Genomic DNA, 19,294 nt, shown 5'->3' on the forward strand with positions numbered 1-19,294 from the left:
CCGGGCGCGAATCACTGCGGTGGTTTTGCGCCCAGCTTGTCCCACATCTTCTTGCCGATTTTCTGCCGATTGGCATAGCCGGCCCATGGGTCGCCCTTCAACCCCTGCAGACGCTCATGCAGGTTCGCCACCGTCCACTGCTGGGCCCCGCGCAATCCTTTCAATTCTTCCCGACTGACCGGCACCGATACCGGCAGACCCGGCCGTGCACGCACGGAGTATGCCGCCACAGTGCTGGCGCCACGGGCGTTGCGCAGGTAGTCGATAAAGATCTTGCCCACACGGTTTTTAGGGCCGCTGGTGGCGGTAAAGCGTTCGGGCAGTTGCTGGCTCATAAATTGGGCGATGGCCTTGGCGAATGCCTTGACGGCGTCCCAGCCATCACGCCGGGCCAGCGGCACGATCAGGTGCAGACCTTTCCCGCCGCTGGTCTTGACGAAGGCTTGCAAGCCCAGCTCATCCAGCACCGACAGGGTCAGTTCGGCCGCTTCCAGCATGGATTTCCAAGGCAGGGCCGGGTCCGGGTCGAGGTCCAGGACGAACAGGTCAGGGGTTTCAATCTTGCCCGTAGTGGCGCCCCAGGTATGCAACTCGACAGTGCCCATTTGCACGGCGCCGGCCAGCGCCTCTGCGCTGTCTACCTCCATCAGGCGTGCATGACCGGGATCCAGGGCCTGATCCAGTTGCTTGATGTGGGGAATTGCCAGGCGTTCGGAGTGCTTCTGAAAAAACTGCTCCCCTTCGATGCCTTCGGGTGCGCGCAGCAGCGACACAGGGCGACCACGCAGGAACGGCAGGATCCATTCGCTGATGTCGGCGTAGAACTGCGCCAATTGCTGTTTTTGCGTGCCACTGTGCTTGTCGATAATGCGATCGGGGTGGGTGATTTTCACGTTCTTCACCGCGTTGTCGGCTTTATCGGTTTTCTGCTTCTTCGAGGCATTGACCGACTTTGCCGCACGCGGCTGTTCATGAATGATCTGCGACGCAGGCTTATCAGTGCGCAGCCCCACAAAGGCCGCCTGGCGCACCACGCCTTCACGCGTCCATTCGGCGAATTGCACTTCACCCACCAGGCGCGGCTCGACCCAATGCACGCCACGGGCCTGGGTGCTGGTCAAAGGCTTTTGCAAGGGCGAGTCCTTGCGCTCCAATGGCGTGAGCTTGGCGTAGATGGATTTCAAAGTGGCCTGATCAAATCCGGTGCCCACACGCCCGGCATATACCAGCCCGGTTTCATCGTTGACGGCCAGCAGCAGCGCGCCAAACCCGCTGCGCGAACCCTGAGGGCGGGTGTAGCCAACAATCACAAACTCCTGGCGCAGGCGGCATTTGAGCTTGATCCAGTCAGCACTGCGGCGGGACACATAGGGGCTGCCTGCACGCTTGCCGATCACGCCTTCGAGCGCCAGGTCGCAGGCGCTTTCGAAAATATCGCGGTGGTTGGCGGCAAAGGCTTCGGAGAAACGCAGCAGTTTGCTTTTGCTGCCGGCGAGCGCAGCTTTAAGCGCAGCCCGACGCTCCTCGACCGGATCTTCGCGTTGATCACGGCCGTTCAGGAAGGGGGCATCAAACAGGTAATAGACGATGTCCAGGCTGCGGCCGATATCGAAGGCATTCTGCAACGCCTGGAAATCCGGCAACCCGTCGCCGTTGAGGCTGACCACTTCGCCATCCAGCCAGCTGTCCTTGAGCTTGAGGGCTTGCAAGGCTTTGGCCTGGCGCGGCAGGCGTTCGGTCCAGTCGTGGCCGTTGCGAGTGAACAGGCGCACTTCACCGTCATGGATGCGCGCGAGAATGCGATAACCGTCGAACTTGATCTCGTAGCTCCAATCGCCCTCGGGGGCGCGATCGACCAAGGTCGCCAATTGCGGGGCAAATTCTTCGGGTATGGCGCTCACTTGCGTGCGGGCCTTGGCCTTTGGCGCTGCCTTTTTTTTGACTGGGACCTTGGCCTTGGGCGTGCCGACCACCGCATCGCTGAGCACGCTGGCAGGCTCGGCGTCGACAATATCGTATTCAGAAGCGGGGCGTGCCTGCTGGTCTTTTTCCTTGATCAGTAGCCACTGCTCCTTGTCGCCACTACCCTTGAGTCGGGTGCGTACCAGGGTCCAATCCCCAGCGAGTTTTTCGCCCACCAGCGTGAACTTGAGCTTGCCGGCCGCATAGGCTTTGCGCGGCTCGTCATGGGGTTGCCAGATACCTCGGTCCCACACAATGACATCGCCTGCGCCATATTGGCCGGCTGGGATGCTGCCCTCGAAACCGCCATAGCTCAGGGGGTGGTCTTCAACGTGGACCGCCAGGCGCTTCTGGCTTGGGTCCAGGCTCGGGCCCTTGGGCACCGCCCAGCTCAACAGCACGCCGTCGAGTTCCAGGCGAAAGTCATAATGCAGGTTGCGCGCATCATGCTTTTGAATCACGAAGCTCAGCGCCGAGGCTTTCCGCTTGCTGGCGGGTGAGCTGCCGGCGGGTTCGGCGGTGATCTTGAAATCGCGCTTGCGGTTGTATTCGCTCAGGGGCTTTGCCATGTCGCGCTCCAGTCAATGGCAGGCTCAAGAGGCCTTTTTTTTGGATTTCTTCGCGGCGGGCTTTTTCGCCGCGGGTTTGCCCGCCAGGCTGCGTTTAAGCAGTTCGGTCAGGTCGATAACGTCGGCGGATTTGCGCTCTTCGCTGTCTTGGCTCGACTCCACGTCTTCGATCTTGCCGGCCTTGGCCTTTTTCGCCACCAGCGCCATGATCTTGTCCTGGAAGCTGTCGCGGTACTCGTCGGGTTGCCAGTCTGCACTCATGTCTTCCACCAGGCGCTTGGCCATGTCCAATTCACCCTTGGCCAGGGTCGGTTTGGTTACATCGGCACCGAGTTCCAGCTCGTCCAGGCTGCGCACTTCTGCGGGCCAGCGCAGCATCACCAGTACCAGGGCCGATTCGAGCGGCATCAACGCGGCCAAGTGCTGTTTGGTATGCAGCACCACATTGGCCAGGGCGACCTTGCCGGTTTTCTTCAGGGTTTCGCGCAGCAGTGCATAGACCTTGCCGCCACGTTTGTCCGGCGCCAGGAAGTAGGGCGTGTCGATGTTTTGCAGGGGGATCTGGTCAGCGGCGACAAACGCGATGATCTCAATGGTCTGGGTCGATTTCGGATGGGCCGAGCGAATTTCATCTTCGCTGAGCACCACATAACGGCCCTTCTCAAAGGCGACGCCCTTGACGATATGTTCCTTGGTGACTTCCTTGCCCGTGGTTTTGTTGATGCGCTTGTAGCCGACCGGGTCCATGCTGCGTTTGTCCAGCCAGTCGAAATCAACGCCTTGGGAAGATGTCGCCGAGACCAGCGACACCGGGATATGAACCAGACCGAAACTGATAGCGCCTTTCCAGATTGCCCGTGGCATAACTCCGATTCCTTAAAAAGTGAGCCTGTTCTGGTGACTCGCAGGCCGCGGCAAAAGTTTCGGCGGGCAGATGCTCGGACAGATCGTGTTACACCTGATGAGAAACTATTTAGTGTCGCAAGCCGAACCCATGGCGTAGCGTGTTATCGAAAGCACGTAGTACTCGGCATAGAGAGGCTCCGTCATGAATGCTTATGTACGTTATCTTGCAGTACTTGCGCTGGGCCTGGCCCTGGCGCCTTGGGCCCAGGCGCAAAACCTGCCGGGCCAATACGACACCAATAACAGCCCGATTCACCGGGCCAACCCCAATAGCATGCAGGGCACTCAGCCCAATGCACCTGCGGCCGGCGGTATCCAGACTGCGCCCACCGGCCCTCGGCCGACCGTGGAAAACCGCGGAATCGGCAATACGTATCCCAAGCGCGACGTAGCTCCCCGTCGCCCGGCCACCGAAACCAAAGCACCCACCTATGATGCCAACGGCAATCGCCGGTAAGGACTTCGCCTTATGTTTCTACGCAAAACTCTGCTAGCGGCTGTCTGTGCCGCCACGCTGCTGCCGCTGACCACCGTTTATGCCGCCGATAGCCAGCAGTTCCCCAGCGAGCAAGGCAGCATCACCGTCACGCCGATCGCCAAAGGCCTGGATCATCCATGGGCGCTGGCGTTTCTACCGGATCAGCAGGGCTTCCTGGTGACCGAGCTTCCCGGGTACCTGCGATTTGTCAGCCCCGACGGTAAGCTTTCCGCTCCGTTGAAGGGGGTGCCGCAAGTCTGGGCCAAGGGGCAGGGCGGGTTACTGGATGTGGTGTTGTCACCCGACTTCAAGCAGGACCGTATGGTCTACCTGTCGTACGCCGAAGGCGGCGGGCAGGATGGCAAAGCCGGAACTGCTGTGGGGCGCGGGCGCCTGTCTGCTGACATGAGCGGCCTGGAGGACTTCAAGGTGATCCTGCGCCAGGAGCCCAAGCTGTCTACCGGCAACCACTTCGGCTCGCGCCTGGCGTTCGATCGTGACGGCTATCTGTTCGTGACCCTGGGCGAGAACAACGACCGCCCGACCGCCCAGGACCTGGACAAGCTGCAAGGCAAAGTTGTGCGCATCTATCCAGATGGCCGCGTACCGGATGACAACCCCTTCGTCGGTCAACCCGGTGTACGTCCCGAGATCTGGTCCTACGGCCAGCGTAACCCACAGGGCCTGGCGCTGAACCCGTGGAGCGGCACGATCTGGGAAAACGAGCATGGGCCGCGTGGGGGCGATGAAGTGAACATCATCGAGCGCGGCAAGAACTACGGGTGGCCGCTGGCGACCCACGGCATCAACTACTCTCTGCTACCGATTCCCGAAGCCAAGGGCAAAACGGCAGAAGGCACGGTGCAGCCCCATCATGTCTGGGAGAAGTCCCCGGCCATCAGCGGCATGGCGTTCTATGACGCCGACCGGTTCAAGGTGTGGCAGCACAATCTGTTTATCGGTGCGCTGGGCACTCAGGAGTTGATTCGGTTGCAGTTCGAGGGTGACAGGGTCGTTCACGAGGAACGTTTGCTGGGCGAGTTGAAAGCGCGAATTCGTGACGTGCGGCAGGGGCCGGATGGGTTTCTGTATGTGCTGACGGATGAGGATAATGGAGTGTTGTATCGGGTCGGGCTGAATCAGGACTGATGCCTTTCGGTAATCGCTTTTTGTAGGAGCGAGCAAGCTCGCTCCTACAGAGGGTAAGAGAGCTACAGCCCTAGGTCTGACAAGCCCGGATGATCATCCGGGCGACGCCCCAGCGGCCAGTGGAACTTGCGTTCGCTTTCCTGGATCGGCTTATCGTTGATGCAGGCAAAGCGGTTGGCCATCAGGCCGTTCTCATCGAACTCCCAGTTTTCATTTCCGTAGGAACGAAACCAGTTGCCGGAGTCGTCATGCCACTCATAGGCATAGCGCACGGCGATGCGGTTGCCGGTGAACGCCCACAACTCCTTGATCAATCGATAATCCAGTTCCCTGGCCCATTTACGGCTCAGGAACTGCCTGGCTTCTTCGCGGTTGTGGGCGAATTCGGCGCGGTTACGCCACTGGGTGTCCAGGGTGTAGGCCAGGGAAACCCGTTCTGGGTCGCGGGAGTTCCAGCCGTCTTCGGCCAGCCGGACTTTTTCGATGGCTGACTCGCGAGTAAAGGGCGGTAGGGGCGGGCGGGCTTGTGCATTGGCTGACATGGGGTGGTTCCTTAAAACAATAGGGTTGAATGATAGAAGTTGCCAATTCCGAGAATTCAAAGTCCCAATAACGTTCGCGCCATGCATTGCGCATTATCGGCAGCTGTTGAATCACCCATGATCAGGGCAACGGTAATGGCGCCATCGATCAGGATCAGCAGTTGCGCGGCCTGCTGTTGCGGGTCGGGGGTGCCATGTGCTTGACACAGTTCAAGTGCGTACTCGAACAGTTTGTGTTTATGGGCCTTGGCCAGCAGGCGTACCGGATCTTGAGCGTTGCCGGTTTCGCCACTGGTATTGATAAAGGCGCAGCCGCGAAAATCCGCGGAACCGAACCAGCTTTTCAGGGCGCTGAACAGCGCCAGCAGGCGCTCGCCGCTGTTGTCGCTGCGTTCCACTTCGCTGCGCAGCCACTGCATCCAGCGTTCGTCGCGGCGCTGCAGGGCGGCAATCACCAGCTCGTCCTTGTTGGCGAAATAGCGATAGATGCTTTTTCTCGATACGCCAGCGGTTCTTACCAGCAAGTCCATGCCGGTGGCGGCGATGCCATGGCGATAGATCAGCTTTTCGGTGACGTCGAGGATAATGTCGCGGGTTATGTCGTTCATGCTTATTACAGTAGAACGATCGTTCTTCTTGGTCAACCGGCTTTTTCCATGCCGTACGGCGAGACCTGAGCAGCCCCATGGTGTAAGCTCTGGACCTCTTCGGATTCGACCCATTGCGAGCCCTATGCCGTCGTTCTTCAAACGCTCCCTGTTGCCCAAACTACGCGGTTTCCCGCTGTCCCCGGAGGCCATCGAGGTGCTGTCCGGCGCCGATGCCTATCGTCGCTGCCTGCTGGAAAAAATCTCCCAGGCGACGCGTCGCATCTACATCGTCGCCTTGTACTTGCAGCACGACGAAGCGGGGCAGGAGATCTACGACGCGCTTCACGCTGCCAAGGCGGCACGGCCGGAGTTGGACATCGTGGTGATGGTCGACTGGTTGCGCGCCCAGCGTGGCTTGATTGGCGCCGGCAAGCAGCCGGGCAACAGCGCCTGGTACCAGGCCATGACGCAAAGCCACGCCAGCGAAGTGCCGGTGTATGGCGTGCCGGTGCAAACCCGCGAGCTGTTTGGCGTATTGCACCTCAAGGGCTTTGTGATCGATGACAGCGTGCTGTACAGCGGCGCCAGCCTCAACAATGTTTATTTGCACAAGTTCGACAAGTACCGCTTTGATCGTTACCACCTGATCCATAGCCAGGTGCTGGCCGATTCTATGCAGCACCTGATCGAGCACGGCCTGGTGGCATCCAAGGCCGTGCACCGCCTGGACCTGCCCAACCCGCCGACCACCCGCAGCCTGCGCAACGATATCGGCGACCTGCGCAGCCGTCTCAAGCACGCGGCCTATGACACCACGGCCGGGCAGTTGCCCAATGGTCACCTCTCGGTGAGCCCGTTGCTCGGCGTTGGCAAGAACAACCCCCTGAGCCGGGTCATTCTGGAGCTGATCGCCAGCGCCCAGCAGCAGTTGACCATCTGCACCCCGTATTTCAACCTGCCGTTGCCGGTGACCCGCGAGATCAACCGCGCCCTGGCGCGTGGAGTGAAGATCGACATCGTGGTCGGCGACAAGACGGCCAACGACTTCTATATTCCGCCCAGCGAGCCGTTCAAGGTGATCGCGGCCTTGCCTTATCTATATGAGATCAGCCTGCGGCGCTTTGCCAAGCGTCACCAGCCGATGATCGACAGCGGCCAGTTGAACCTGCACCTGTGGCGCGATGGCGACAACACCTACCACCTTAAGGGCATGTGGGTTGACCAGCGCTATACCTTGCTGACCGGCAACAACCTCAACCCCAGGGCATTTCGCCTCGACCTGGAAAACGGCTTGCTGATCGACGACCCCAAGGGCCAATGGCTGGAGCCGCGGCGTACCGAGCTGGCGCAGATCTTCCAGCACACCACGCGTATCCGGGGCTACCAGCAATTGCAGACGTTGGTTGATTACCCGCCGGCAGTGGGGAAATTCCTGCGTCGGGTTAGCCGAGTGCGCATTGAGCGTTTGCTGTACCGCATTTTGTAGCCGTTATCCCGCAGGCAAAAAACACCCAGGCCCTCAACAGGGCCTGGGTGTTTTTTTTGCCGGTAGCCTTTAATTCAAACCCAGCTTGCCGCGCAGCATCGACAAGTCTTCAGCCAGGGTGTTGACCGGGCCTACCAGGGCCTTGCGGTCGTTGTCCTTGACCTTGTCGTAGGTTTCAAAGCCGCCATCCTGGGTCTTGTACTTGGCCAGGATCTTGTCCACGGTGGCGAAATTTTTATCGACCTTGGCCAGGAACGCCTGGTCCTGCTGCCCGATCTGGCCACGGAACAAATCGACGATTTTCTTCGCACCGTCGATGTTGCCCTGGAAGTCATACAGGTCGGTATGGCTGTAGCGGTCTTCTTCGCCGGAGATCTTGGTGGCAGCGACTTCCTCCAGCAGCGCCGCAGCGCCGCCGACGACTTTTTCCGGCGGGAAGGTCAGGCCATCGACCCGCGTCTTGAGATCGTTCACATCGGTATTGAGCTTGGCGGTCAGTGCTTCCAGGCCCTTGGTCGAGTTTTGCGAGAACAGCGCGTATTCAATCCGGTGAAAACCGGTGAAGTCTTCGGCCGTTACACCTTTTTCATGGTCATCGACACGCGAATCGATGGACGCGTCGAGGTCGCTGAACAGCTCGGCGATCGGCTCGATGGCCTCATAGTGCACGCGGGTCGGCGCATAGAGCTTCTTGGCGGTGGCCAGGTCACCTTTATTGATGGCGTTGGTAAACGCCTGGGTCTGGGTGACCAGTTCGCCGATTTCCTCGGTAACGTAGATCTTGTAGTCCGATACCGGGCCTACCAGGTCGAGCGGCGCGGTAGCGGCGAAGGCAGCCAGCGGCGCAAGGCTCATTAACAACGACAACGCGATAGACGACTTCTTCATGGGGGCATTCCGCTCTGGTGTGTTTCAGGTCTTGGCAGGGGTGGTGGAGTGCGTTGCAGCAAGCAGCGTGCGCCCGATGAAATCCTCAGGGCCGGTGACGCCGGGCAAGGTGAAGAAATACCCGCCGCCGACCGGCTTGAGGTATTCCTCCAGCGGTTCGCCGTTGAGCCGCGTTTGCACGCTGATAAAGCCTTTCTCCAGGTCAGCCTGATAGCAGATGAACAATAGGCCCATGTCCAGCTGACCGTTTTTGTTGACGCCGTTGGAGTAGTTGAACGGCCGCCGCAGGATCAGGTTGGCCTGGGTCTGCGGGGTGCGCGGGTTGGCCAGGCGGATGTGCGCATCAAGCTTGGTCAACTTGCCATGCGGGTCTTTGCTGTAGTCCGGCACCTGGGTTTCATGCTGGCCATCCATGGGGGCGCCGGTGGGTTTGACGCGGCCGATGATGCTTTCCTGTTCTTGCAGTGGGGTGCGATCCCAGCGCTCGACAAAGTTGCGGATGATACGCACGGCCTGGTAACTGCCATGGGCCGCCCAGGCGGGTTCGTCGCTGCTCGGTTGCACCCAGACGATCTGGTCCATGGCCTTGGCATCATTGGAGTCGGGGTTGGCCGAACCGTCGCGAAAACCCAGGAAGTTACGCGCACTCTGCGCCGGTTCGCCGGGCTTGGCCGGGGCCTGGGGCGGCACGCTGCCTTCTTGTTTCCAGCGCACCAGCAGCAAGTCAGGCAGGTTTTTCACGATATCGCGCAGGGCGTGGATGTTGGTATCGGGCGTGTTGGAACTGAACTGCAGGCTCAGGTCGCCGTGGCACTGCGCCGGCTCCAGTGCATCGTTGGGGAAACCCACCATGCGGATCAGGCGCTTGGGCTTGACGGCACTGAGGCCGAAGCGCTCATCGAACAACGATTCGCCGACCGACACGGTGATGGTCAGGTTATCTGGGGTAACCACCGGGCCAAGGATGCCGGAGTCGGTGGGTGGCAGTTTCGGGTCTACCTGCGGCACGGTGCCGCCGCTCATCAGGAACGCGATACGCTCGTTCAGGGTGCGGAACAAACGTTCGAGGTCCTCGCGGTCGCTGGCCAGTACGTCGAAGGCCACCACCATGCCGCAGGCCGGGCGCGGGGTGACAATGCCGCTCTGATGCTGACCGAAAAAAGCCTGGTGGTCGTGGGTCTTGTCGCTGCGCGGAGCGCTGGTGACTTGCTCGGCCGCTGCGGCCATGGCCGGGCAGGTCAAGGTGCTGCCGGCGATGGCCGCGCCGGTGGCCGCCATGCCCAGCAGGACGCGGCGACGCGCAAGGTTTAGCTGTTCTGAATCACTCATGTATGCGTTCGTCTCACTGCAGGCCGGAAAGGCCAAGGGCGGGGTCGATTCCATCGAGTGCGGCGGCCAGTGCCTTGGCCTTGTCGGCGATCTGCTGGCGCTGATCGGCGGTGATGCTGTCGTACGTGCTGTAGGTATTGCCGACTTTGAATGCAGCGAGTTCGGCGTCGAAGGCATTCAGCGCGCTGTCGATATCGGGCAGCAAGCCGGCTGCGGACTTGCCCAGCAGCGGGCGCATCAAGTCGACCACTTTACGAGCGACGTCCAGGTTGGCGGCAAAGCCGTTCAGATCGATATGGCTGTAGCGCTCCTCTTCACCACTGCGGGCACGTACATCCGCCAGGCTGTTGAGGTTGCGTACCACAATGCTCACCAGTTGCTCTGGGGGCAGCGATTGCGCCAGCAATTGTTGCTTGAGCTTGGTGACGTCGGCCACCAGGCGTTGCGCGACCGGCGCCAGGCCGTCGAGACTGTGTTGCTGGAACAGGCTGTATTCGAGGCGATGGAAGCCGCTGAAGGCCGGGTCCTGCTCGCGCTTTTCAAAGTAGTCGGCGCGGGCGTTGATTGCGTTATCCAATTCGGCCAGGCGTTGAGAGGCAGGCGCCAGGCGCTGATACGCCTCACGGGCCGGCACATACAGGGCCTGCGCCTGGGCCAGATCACCGGCGTCGATAGCCTGTTGCAGCGCCGTCACCGCCTTGATCAGTGCACCGCTCTGGCCGATCAAGTACACACGGAACTCCGACAACGGGCCGATAAACGCCACCATCGACGGCTTGGCCTTGGCCTGGGCGTCGGACTCCGCGGTGGGGGTGACATGCAAGGTGCCACGCGGGTTGCTCAACAGGCCACAGGTGATGGCGTAGTCACCGGGCAACAGGTTGGCGTTGATCACCTGGCTCAGGCCAGGGGCAATGTTTTCCCGTTCCTCGACCACCAGCACACCGTCGAGGATTTCCCACTCCACCGCACGGTCGGAGCGGTTGATGATACGAAAGCTTGCGCGCCCGGCCGGCACGGTGAGGGCGTTGGGCTCGCAGGCGTGGCTGTGAATCGTGACTGCGATTTCATTGTGGTTGGTCTGGCGCTTGGTCGCGGCCAATTGCGAGGCATAGTAGAACAGGCCACCGGCGGCGATCATCACCACCACCGAGCCGGCCACACCCCAGCGCAAGGCGCGGGATGGCGGGGCCGATTGAGGGGTTGGGTTGGACAAGAGACGGTCCTTACTGGCTGGAAACGGAAGAAGTCGTGGCGACAGGCTTGGCGGGGGCCGAAGGCAGGAAGAACATCACCAGCGCCACCACCAGGTAAATCACATAGGCACCCAGGGTGCTGACGGTCGGCGCCTCCTGATAACCGAACATGCCGGCCAGTACCGAGCCCAACGGGCTGTCCATGGGCAGCGCAGCGCTGAAATCGAACAGCACGGTTTGCCAGTGGTTCCACACACCGGCCTCATGCAGGGCTTGCACAGAATTGGCGAGAATGCCGGCCGCCACTACCAGGATGAACAGGCCGGTCCAGCGAAAAAACGCGCCGAGGTTCAGGCGCATGCTGCCGGAATAGATAAGAAAGCCTACGACAATGGCCAGGATCAGGCCGAGCAGGGCACCTATCGGCGCGCCCATACCTTCGCTCTGCTGAAACACCGCCAGCAGAAAGAACACCGTCTCCAGCCCTTCGCGGGCCACGGCAAAAAACACCATGGCGATCAGCGCGAATACCTGGTGCCTGGAGCCGGCCAGGGCATGGTCGAGAGACTCATGCAAAGCGTGTTTGATTGACCGCGCCACTTTGCGCATCCAGAACACCATGGAACTGAGGATACCCACGGCGACAAGCCCTACGATCCCTTCGAACAGTTCCTGCTGCTTTTGCGGGAATTCGGCGCTGACCAACTCAAGGCCACCACCGACCAGCAAGGCCAGGGCGGCAGCAAGGAAAACGCCGATCCACACGGCGGGCATCCATTGGCCACGACCGGTCTGCTGCAGGTAACTGGCGATGATGCCAACGATCAAGGCGGCTTCAATGCCTTCGCGCAGCATGATTAAAAAAGGAACGAGCATCGGGCACCAGGGCGTAACTAGTTAGGAAGCTAAGTTGTAACATAATGATACTCATTGCTAAACAAGAAATATTGACCTTTGCTGAACGTGGGCTGAACAGTGGTGGCGAAGCGCAACCGCCCTTATGATGCAGGCCACCTGGTTTGCAGTCGGATAACTCAACATCCCATGTCGGAAAAAGACACCATCTCCATCCACCTTGTGAGCGAAGCGCTGTTGCAGAGCTGTGCGCCTGGTTCGGCCACTGTCGAGGCATTGAGCAAAGTCGGGATTGACCCTGCGTTACTTGAGCAGCCCAATGCCCGTGTCCCGGCCACGGCCTATGCGCGCCTTTGGCGTTTGCTGGCGCGGCGCAGGGATGACGAGTTTTTTGGCATGGACCCGCGTGCACTCAAATCCGGTAGCCTGGCGTTTCTGTGTCGCGCCGCCATGGCGCAACCGAGCCTGGCGGCGGGCCTGGAAACCGGCCTGGGGTTTCTGTCGTTGATGCTGGAGCACATGCCGGCACAGTTGGTTCGCCAACAGAGCCTGGCGGAGATCGTCCTGCTCGAACCTGATGAGCCCAAGCGTGCGTTCACGTATTTCACTTATTGGATGATCGTCCACGGCGTTGCGTGCTGGCTGGCGGGGCGTCGCATCCCGATCCTGGCCATTGAGCTGCGTTGCGCGCAGCCGGACTTCTGTGACGATTACCAGGTAATGTTTTCCGACAACCTGCGCTTTGATCGACCTCGTACCCGCATGATCTTTTCTGCCGACTGCCTGGACCTGCCGATCAAACGCAGTCAGCAGGAGCTCCAACGTTTTCTGGCCCATGCACCCGCTAACATCCTGGTCAAATACCGCGACCCTGAAAGCCTCGCCACGCGCATCAAGCACGACCTTCGGCAGATGCCTCCCGACACCTGGCCGGAAACGGAGGGCCTTGCAGCCAGGCTATGTATTTCTGCGTCCACCCTGCGTCGGCGCCTGGCGGAAGAGGGGCAGACTTATCAGGGCCTCAAAGACAGTGTGCGCAAAGAACTGGCGATTGTGTGGCTGGCTGAACCGCAGATCAGCTTTGCCGAGATTGCCACGCGGCTGGGGTTTGCCGATGCGAGTTCGTTCTACAAGGCGTTTCGCAAGTGGGCGGGGTCGAATCCGGGGCATTATCGGAGTTTGATTTTGAGCGACTCGAGTCGACTCTAACTTCCGTCATGCGGGATTAGGACAATTCTCACTTATTCCTTCACCCAAGTATGACAGAACGCTCCTTCGATATTTTAGGACGTGGCTGGCATATTTAGCGCTTGATTTCGTGCACTGTAAGCAACGTGTTCCTACCCGCATTAGTGGGTGCTTGATATCTGCTGGGCTGATATCGAGTGTCATGTGCTGGCAGCCGTTGCTTAACTGCGAGGTGCGCTTATGGGGAAATAAAAGATCAGATATTTCGAGTGGGTATTTATTTACTATTTTCTGATTTGAGGTGAGATCATGAAAGGTCTTATTGCGTTGCCGTGTCTCGCGTTAATGCTTTTGTCTGTTCAGGTGTCGGCCTTGTGTCTGTATATAAGTGATAGCTATAGCGGGCTTTTGCCACCTGGTGTCGAAACGACTGTGTATGGCCCGTTCACAATAACTTCCGCGAATGGATGTGCGGGTGCGACTATTGATGCCTCAGCTTCCACGGGAGGAGGGCGGGCGCCACAGTTGATTATCCAAAAGCAGTTGGGAGCCTCTTGGCAATCTGTTGCGACAAGCTTTGGGAGCAGCGCTTCATACTCTGGATCGTTTGGTACCTATCGAGTCGCTATGTTCAATTCCGACCCTGATGTGAAATCCTACTCAGGCACCGCCAAATACGGCCGCTGAAGGCCTGCAATGGCAGTGCGTTAAGATCCTCCTTAGCGCACTGCCCAAACGACTTGGATTCAAGCTTGCTCATGAATCTTTAAATCACTTCTGGAAGAGTTGACGAAGTAGGTCAATGCGCCTATCGCGTGATTGGCATCTATCATCCCACGCCGCCACCTCAAAGTATCTTCTTTCACGTCTGCAGGATTATTTTCAAGGAAATCATTGTAGTCCTCAAGCCGCTCATTAAACAAAGCGATGGCGTTGAATTTGACGTCTGTTTCTGTAGGAAGACCATCTGCACCACTCGCCAAATTGCCTTCGGCGAATATTACAAATGCATGTATATCTATCATTTCATCGTCGAATAATCGTCGCGCTACTTTTCTGAGGTCATCTGAGCTTATGGCTGTCATGTCAAAGCCCTTTAAATATTCTTTCAGGTCGGCGATTTTTTTTGTTTCACCAAGATTTAGTGTGTCAGCTGCTACGGACTCCTCAGTGATTGTGAATTCATTCGTTATTTGTTCAGGATTTTTAATAACGTAAGCGTTGGTTGCCTTGGTATGCCTCATCTGCTCAGCAGTCAACATGATAGCCATGTCGCCTTCCTCCATTAGTAAGTGGCACTTGGTTGTCGACACGTGCGCCAATTACTTTAACGTGGGTGTACCGCTTGCCTACATGAAAATGCACTGTTGTTTCTGAAGTATTTAAACCTGGAAGCCAGGTATAGCGCAGTACTAGGAAATCACCTACGAAGGACTTCTTAATTGGCTTACAGAAATAACGTTCAACATTTTAGGAAGTCCCGGCAAAAAAAAGCCCCGCGACCGAATGGATCGCAGGGCTAAAAATTGGCTGGATGCGACCAACCAAAGGAGCTCTTTACCTCACTTGCTGCTGGCCACCACCGTATCCGGCTGCCAGCCACCACCCAACGCCTTGTAGATCGCCACAATGCCGCGATATAGATCCACTTCGGCCTGGGCCTGGGAGTCCTCTGCGGCCAGGCGTTCGCGCTGGGCGTCGAGCAGTACCAGGAAGTCCACGGTGCCTTCGCGGTAGCGGATCGCGGCGAGGTCGGCGGCGGCGCGGCTGGATTCGCTTTGGCGGATCAGCGACACCAGGCGTTGCTGACGCTTGCCGTAATCGCTGAAGGCGTTCTCGGACTCTTCCAGGGCCAGCAGTACTTGCTGTTCGTAGGTTGCCAGGGCCCCGTCGGCCTCGGCATTCGCACCGCGCAAACGCGCACGCACACTGCCCAGGTCAAACGCGGCCCAGGTAATGCTCGGGCCCAGGGACCAGGCATTCGCTGCAGCCGAGCCGATCTGCGAACCACGCCCGGCGGTAAAGCCGAGGAAGCCGCTGAGGCTGACCCGTGGGAACAGGTCGGCCTTGGCCACGCCGATACGCGCGGTGGCGGCGGCCAGCTTGCGTTCGGCGCTGAGGATGTCCGGGCGCCGTTGCAGCAATTGCCCCGGGTCGCCAATCGGCAGGGCCTTGGCGATTGCCGGCAGGTCTTTGGGGCTCAGGTCCACGCTCAGCTTGTCGGGACGCTGGCCGAGGAGGGTGGCGATGCGATTGCGCTCGCGCACTTGTTCGGCTTGCAGCTGCGGCACGCTGGCTTCCACCGCCGCCAGGCGTGCGTCGGCACGCTCGACGTCGAGTTGATCACCCACGCCGGCATCGCGCAGGCTGACGGTGATGGTGCGTGATTCTTGCTGGTTCTTCAGGTTGTCCAGGGCGATGCGTTCACGCAGTTGCGCCCCGCGCAGTTGGCCATAGGCATCCACCAGTTCAGCGATCATGGTGACTTGCAGTTGGTACAGGTCGGCTTCGGCCACCTGTTGGTCAGCGTCGCTGGCTTCCAGGTTGCGGCGGATGCGCCCGAACAAATCCACTTCCCAGGCCATGTCCAGGCCCAGGTCATAGCGCTCGCTGTTGACACGCTTGGTAGTCTGGCCGGGAATCTGGCCCTTGCCCACATCGCTGCTGGCGCGGGAGGTGACCACTGGCATGATGTCGTTGGCCGCGTCGTCACGGATAGCCCGTGCTGCCCGCAGGCGGGCAAAGGCTACGCGCAAATCACGGTTGCCGCTCAGCGACTGGGTTACCAGCTGGTTGAGCGTCGGGTCTTCGAACTGCTGCCACCAGATGCCTTCGTACTTGGCATGGTCGTAGCTTTTGCTGTCGGCGGCGGCCGTGATGTTGGCCGCCTCCAGTTGCTGGGTCTTGTAGTCCGGGCCTACGGCACAGGCGGCGAGCGCCAGTACCAGCAAGCTCGGCAGGAATACTTTCACACTCATTGCTGTGTCTCCAGCTTCAAGGCCTTGGCCGCTTTGCGCGCTTGCTGGCGCTCAACATAGCGACGGATCAGTACGTAGAACACTGGCGTCAGCAACAGACCGAAGAAGGTCACACCGATCATCCCGGAGAACACCGCCACACCCATGGCATGGCGCATCTCGGCACCCGCACCGCTGGACAATACCAACGGCACCACACCCATGATGAACGCGAACGAGGTCATCAGGATCGGCCGCAGACGCAGGCGGCAGGCTTCCAGTACCGCAGCCAGCGGGTCGAGGCCCTCCGCTTGTTTATCCTTGGCGAACTCGACGATCAGAATCGCGTTCTTGCAGGCCAGGCCCACCAGTACGATCAGGCCGATCTGGGTGAAGATGTTGTTGTCGCCGCCCGAGATGATCACCCCGGTAATGGCCGACAGCAGCGTCATCGGTACGATCAGGATCACCGCCAGCGGCAGGCTCCAGCTTTCGTATTGGGCGGCCAGTACCAGGAACGCCAGCAGCACGCAGAGCGGGAACACGAACAGCGCGGTATTGCCCGAGAGGATTTGCTGATAGGTCAGGTCAGTCCACTCATAGGTCATGCCGTTGGGCAGTTCATCCTTCAACAGCTTTTCAATCGCAGCCTGGGCCTGGCCAGAGCTGTAGCCCGGTGCGGCGTTGCCGTTGATTTCAGCGGTGATAAAGCCGTTGTAGTGCATCACGCGGTCCGGGCCCGAGGTGTCGCTGACCTTGATAAAGGTCGCCAGGGGGATCATCTCGCCTTTGTTGTTACGCACTTTCAGCTGGCCGATCTGGTCGGAGTCCTGACGGAACTGCTGCTCGGCCTGCACGTTGACCTGGTAGGTACGCCCGAAGCGGTTGAAGTCGTTGGCATACAACGAGCCCAAGTAGACCTGCAGCGTATCGAAGATGTCGCTGATCGCCACGCCGTGGGTCTTGGCCTTTTCGCGGTCGATGGCGGCGTCGACTTGCGGCACGTTCACTGTGTAGCTGGTGAACAGGCCGAACAGTTCAGGCACGCTGTGACTTTTGGCAATCACGTTCTGGACTTCTTTGTACAGCTCGTCATAGCCGAGGTTGCCACGGTCTTCGATCTGCAGGCGGAACCCGCCGATGGTGCCCAGGCCTTGTACCGGCGGGGGCGGGAAGATCGCCATGTAGGCTTCTTCAATGTTGGCGTATTGGCCGTTCAGTGCACCGGCAATTGCACCGGCGGACATGCTCGCGTCTTTACGCTCATCAAAGGGCTTCAAGGTCACGAACACGATGCCGCTGTTCGGGCTGTTGGTGAAACCGTTGATCGACAGACCCGGGAAGGCAATCGCGGCTTCTACACCGGGTTGTTTAAGGGCGATCTCCGACATGCGCTTCATTACGTTTTCGGTGCGGTCCAGGCTCGCGGCGTCGGGCAGTTGGGCGAAGGCCACCAGGTATTGCTTGTCCTGGGCCGGTACGAAACCGGTCGGGGTGTGAGCAAAGCCGAAGAACGTCAGCACCATCAGGCCGGCGTACACGAACAGGGCAATACCACTGCCGCGAATCACTCGGCGTACGGTACCCACGTAGCCATGGCTGGCCTTTTCGAAAAAGCGGTTGAAGGGACGGAACAGCCAGCCGCCGAAGAGCTTGTCGAGGAACTTCGAGAAGCGATCCTTCGGCGCATCGTGACCGCGCAACAACACGGCGGCCAGGGCAGGGGACAGCGTCAGCGAGTTAAACGCCGAGATCACGGTCGAGATCGCAATGGTCAACGCGAACTGCTTGTAGAACTGCCCGGTCAAGCCACTGATAAAAGCGGCTGGAATGAACACGGCACACAGCACCAGCGCTGTAGCGATGATCGGGCCGGTAACTTCGCTCATGGCTTTTTCGGTGGCCGGGAACGGCTCCAGGCCCAGTTCGATATTGCGCTCGACGTTCTCCACCACCACGATCGCGTCATCCACCACGATACCGATGGCCAGTACCAGGCCGAACAATGACAGGGCGTTGAGCGAGAATCCGAACAGGTGCATCACCGCAAACGTACCGATCAAGGATACCGGCACCGCCACCAACGGAATGATCGAGGCGCGCCAGGTCTGCAGGAACAGAATCACCACCAGCACCACAAGGATCAGCGCTTCGAACAGTGTGTGCACCACCGCTTCGATAGAGCCGCGTACAAAAATGGTCGGGTCATAGGCGATGCGGTAATCCATGCCCGCCGGGAAACTCTTTTTCAGCTCGGCCATCTTGCTGCGCACATCGTTGGAGATGTCGATGGCATTGGAGCCGGGGCGCTGGAAGATCGGAATCGCAACGGCCGGCTGGTTATCGATCAACGAGCGCAGCGCGTATTGGCTGGAGCCCAGCTCGACCCGGGCGATGTCCTTGAGGCGCGTGATTTCACCGTTGGCGCCGGCACGAATCACGATGTTCTCGAACTCTTCCTCGGTGACCAGGCGGCCTTGGGTATTGACCGACAACTGGAAGCTGGTGTCACTCGGCGCAGGCTGAGCGCCCAGGGCACCGGCAGCCACCTGGCGGTTCTGCTCGCGGATCGCCGTGACCACATCGGTAGCGGTCAGGTTGCGCGAGGCGGTCTTGTTCGGATCCAGCCAAACACGCAGGGAGTAGTCACCCATGCCGAACAGCTGCACATCGCCGACGCCACCCAAACGGGCCAGTTCGTCCTTGATGTTGAGGATCGCGTAGTTGGACAGGTACAGCATGTCGTAACGCTGATCCGGGGAGGTCAAGTGCACCACCATGGTCAGGTCGGGGGAAGCCTTGTCCACGGTGATACCGATGCGTGTCACTTCCTCCGGCAGCTTTGGCTGAGTCCGCGTCACACGGTTTTGCACTTGCACCTGCGCGTTGTCCAGGTCGGTGCCCAGGGCGAAGGTGATAGTCAGGGTCAGCTTACCGTCGGCGGTGGACTGCGAGGACATGTACAGCATGTTCTCGACACCCGTGATGGCCTGCTCCAGCGGTGCGGCCACGGTTTCGCCGATGACTTTGGGGTTGGCACCCGGGAAGTTGGCGCGTACCACCACAGTCGGCGGCACTACTTCCGGGTATTCGCTGATCGGCAGTTGGAACAGTGAGATTGCACCCGCGATCAGGATCAACAGCGACAGCACCGCTGCGAAGATCGGCCGCGAAATGAAGAACTTGGAAAAATTCATCT

The 19,294-nt window shown here is 59.6% G+C and carries 15 protein-coding genes; 4 read left to right on the forward strand and 11 right to left on the reverse strand.

Translation table 11 applies throughout. The annotated features are described in order from the left end of the window. Positions 1-11: 11 nt before the first annotated feature. Both ligD and ku read right to left on the reverse strand, forming a co-directional pair. Complete coding sequence (gene ligD / locus FW800_RS08455) at positions 12-2,531, reverse strand: DNA ligase D (protein ID WP_446437414.1); 2,520 nt, start codon at positions 2,529-2,531, stop codon at positions 12-14. Between the two features lie 24 nt (positions 2,532-2,555). Beyond that, the gene (gene ku / locus FW800_RS08460) at positions 2,556-3,395 is read right to left on the reverse strand and encodes a non-homologous end joining protein Ku (protein ID WP_446437415.1); all 840 of its coding nucleotides are present in this window, start codon (positions 3,393-3,395) and stop codon (positions 2,556-2,558) included. Between the two features lie 184 nt (positions 3,396-3,579). Between ku and FW800_RS08465 the strand changes: the two genes are divergently transcribed. After that, on the forward strand, positions 3,580-3,894 hold the full coding sequence (locus FW800_RS08465) for a hypothetical protein (protein ID WP_446437416.1): 315 nt from the start codon (positions 3,580-3,582) through the stop codon (positions 3,892-3,894). Positions 3,895-3,906: 12 nt separating this feature from the next. Further along, a complete protein-coding gene (locus FW800_RS08470) occupies positions 3,907-5,064 on the forward strand; it encodes a PQQ-dependent sugar dehydrogenase (protein ID WP_248128759.1) in 1,158 nt (385 codons plus the stop codon). 62 nt (positions 5,065-5,126) lie between these two features. On the opposite strand, the gene FW800_RS08475 is transcribed toward FW800_RS08470, so the two are convergent. Both FW800_RS08475 and FW800_RS08480 read right to left on the reverse strand, forming a co-directional pair. Then, a complete protein-coding gene (locus tag FW800_RS08475) occupies positions 5,127-5,606 on the reverse strand; it encodes a nuclear transport factor 2 family protein (RefSeq protein WP_032875113.1) in 480 nt (159 codons plus the stop codon). Positions 5,607-5,662: 56 nt separating this feature from the next. Beyond that, entirely contained in the window at positions 5,663-6,214 is a 552-nt protein-coding gene (locus tag FW800_RS08480; RefSeq protein ID WP_446437417.1) for a TetR/AcrR family transcriptional regulator, read from the reverse strand. Positions 6,215-6,338: 124 nt separating this feature from the next. Here FW800_RS08480 and pssA point away from each other — a divergent pair, with 124 nt between their 5' ends. Beyond that, positions 6,339-7,682: a CDP-diacylglycerol--serine O-phosphatidyltransferase gene (gene pssA / locus FW800_RS08485; protein ID WP_032875119.1), complete on the forward strand. Its 1,344-nt coding sequence runs from the start codon at positions 6,339-6,341 to the stop codon at positions 7,680-7,682. 69 nt (positions 7,683-7,751) lie between these two features. On the opposite strand, the gene efeO (FW800_RS08490) is transcribed toward pssA, so the two are convergent. The 4 genes from efeO (FW800_RS08490) to efeU are packed head-to-tail and all read right to left on the reverse strand — an operon-like array spanning position 7,752 to position 11,971. Further along, positions 7,752-8,570 carry an iron uptake system protein EfeO gene (gene efeO / locus FW800_RS08490; RefSeq protein ID WP_032875122.1) on the reverse strand — a complete coding sequence of 273 codons (819 nt, stop codon included), beginning with the start codon at positions 8,568-8,570 and terminating at the stop codon, positions 7,752-7,754. 24 nt (positions 8,571-8,594) lie between these two features. Then, complete coding sequence (efeB, locus tag FW800_RS08495; RefSeq protein WP_032875125.1) at positions 8,595-9,899, reverse strand: iron uptake transporter deferrochelatase/peroxidase subunit; 1,305 nt, start codon at positions 9,897-9,899, stop codon at positions 8,595-8,597. Between the two features lie 13 nt (positions 9,900-9,912). Then, positions 9,913-11,115 (reverse strand): iron uptake system protein EfeO, encoded by a 1,203-nt coding sequence (gene efeO, locus FW800_RS08500; RefSeq protein ID WP_446437418.1) that lies wholly within the window; start codon positions 11,113-11,115, stop codon positions 9,913-9,915. Positions 11,116-11,125: 10 nt separating this feature from the next. Beyond that, entirely contained in the window at positions 11,126-11,971 is an 846-nt protein-coding gene (gene efeU, locus FW800_RS08505; RefSeq protein WP_194438337.1) for an iron uptake transporter permease EfeU, read from the reverse strand. A 168-nt stretch (positions 11,972-12,139) separates the two neighbouring features. On the opposite strand from efeU, the gene FW800_RS08510 reads away from it, so the two are divergent. Further along, positions 12,140-13,159 carry an AraC family transcriptional regulator gene (locus FW800_RS08510; RefSeq protein ID WP_446437419.1) on the forward strand — a complete coding sequence of 340 codons (1,020 nt, stop codon included), beginning with the start codon at positions 12,140-12,142 and terminating at the stop codon, positions 13,157-13,159. Positions 13,160-13,884: 725 nt separating this feature from the next. Here the strand turns inward: FW800_RS08510 and FW800_RS08515 are convergent. The 3 genes from FW800_RS08515 to FW800_RS08525 all read right to left on the reverse strand — a co-directional run bounded on the left by FW800_RS08515 (position 13,885) and on the right by FW800_RS08525 (position 19,292). Beyond that, positions 13,885-14,409: a hypothetical protein gene (locus tag FW800_RS08515; protein ID WP_194438335.1), complete on the reverse strand. Its 525-nt coding sequence runs from the start codon at positions 14,407-14,409 to the stop codon at positions 13,885-13,887. Between the two features lie 291 nt (positions 14,410-14,700). Further along, the gene (locus FW800_RS08520) at positions 14,701-16,116 is read right to left on the reverse strand and encodes an efflux transporter outer membrane subunit (RefSeq protein ID WP_216091321.1); all 1,416 of its coding nucleotides are present in this window, start codon (positions 16,114-16,116) and stop codon (positions 14,701-14,703) included. Then, complete coding sequence (locus FW800_RS08525; RefSeq protein WP_005788492.1) at positions 16,113-19,292, reverse strand: efflux RND transporter permease subunit; 3,180 nt, start codon at positions 19,290-19,292, stop codon at positions 16,113-16,115. The genes FW800_RS08520 and FW800_RS08525 overlap by 4 nt, the downstream gene beginning before the upstream one ends. Between the last annotated feature and the right edge of the window lie 2 nt (positions 19,293-19,294).

The organism is Pseudomonas sp. 910_23 (assembly GCF_052850795.1).

Excerpts from the sequence above, each read along its gene's own strand:
- efeB (WP_032875125.1), bottom strand. The coding sequence starts at position 9,899 with ATGAGTGATTCAGAACAGCTAAACCTTGCGCGTCGCCGCGTCCTGCTG.
- FW800_RS08475 (WP_032875113.1), bottom strand. The coding sequence starts at position 5,606 with ATGTCAGCCAATGCACAAGCCCGCCCGCCCCTACCGCCCTTTACTCGC.
- FW800_RS08520 (WP_216091321.1), bottom strand. The coding sequence starts at position 16,116 with ATGAGTGTGAAAGTATTCCTGCCGAGCTTGCTGGTACTGGCGCTCGCC.
- FW800_RS08480 (WP_446437417.1), bottom strand. The coding sequence starts at position 6,214 with ATGAACGACATAACCCGCGACATTATCCTCGACGTCACCGAAAAGCTG.
- FW800_RS08470 (WP_248128759.1), top strand. The coding sequence starts at position 3,907 with ATGTTTCTACGCAAAACTCTGCTAGCGGCTGTCTGTGCCGCCACGCTG.
- FW800_RS08510 (WP_446437419.1), top strand. The coding sequence starts at position 12,140 with ATGTCGGAAAAAGACACCATCTCCATCCACCTTGTGAGCGAAGCGCTG.
- FW800_RS08465 (WP_446437416.1), top strand. The coding sequence starts at position 3,580 with ATGAATGCTTATGTACGTTATCTTGCAGTACTTGCGCTGGGCCTGGCC.
- FW800_RS08515 (WP_194438335.1), bottom strand. The coding sequence starts at position 14,409 with ATGGCTATCATGTTGACTGCTGAGCAGATGAGGCATACCAAGGCAACC.
- pssA (WP_032875119.1), top strand. The coding sequence starts at position 6,339 with ATGCCGTCGTTCTTCAAACGCTCCCTGTTGCCCAAACTACGCGGTTTC.
- FW800_RS08525 (WP_005788492.1), bottom strand. The coding sequence starts at position 19,292 with ATGAATTTTTCCAAGTTCTTCATTTCGCGGCCGATCTTCGCAGCGGTG.
- ligD (WP_446437414.1), bottom strand. The coding sequence starts at position 2,531 with ATGGCAAAGCCCCTGAGCGAATACAACCGCAAGCGCGATTTCAAGATC.
- efeU (WP_194438337.1), bottom strand. The coding sequence starts at position 11,971 with ATGCTCGTTCCTTTTTTAATCATGCTGCGCGAAGGCATTGAAGCCGCC.
- ku (WP_446437415.1), bottom strand. The coding sequence starts at position 3,395 with ATGCCACGGGCAATCTGGAAAGGCGCTATCAGTTTCGGTCTGGTTCAT.
- efeO (WP_032875122.1), bottom strand. The coding sequence starts at position 8,570 with ATGAAGAAGTCGTCTATCGCGTTGTCGTTGTTAATGAGCCTTGCGCCG.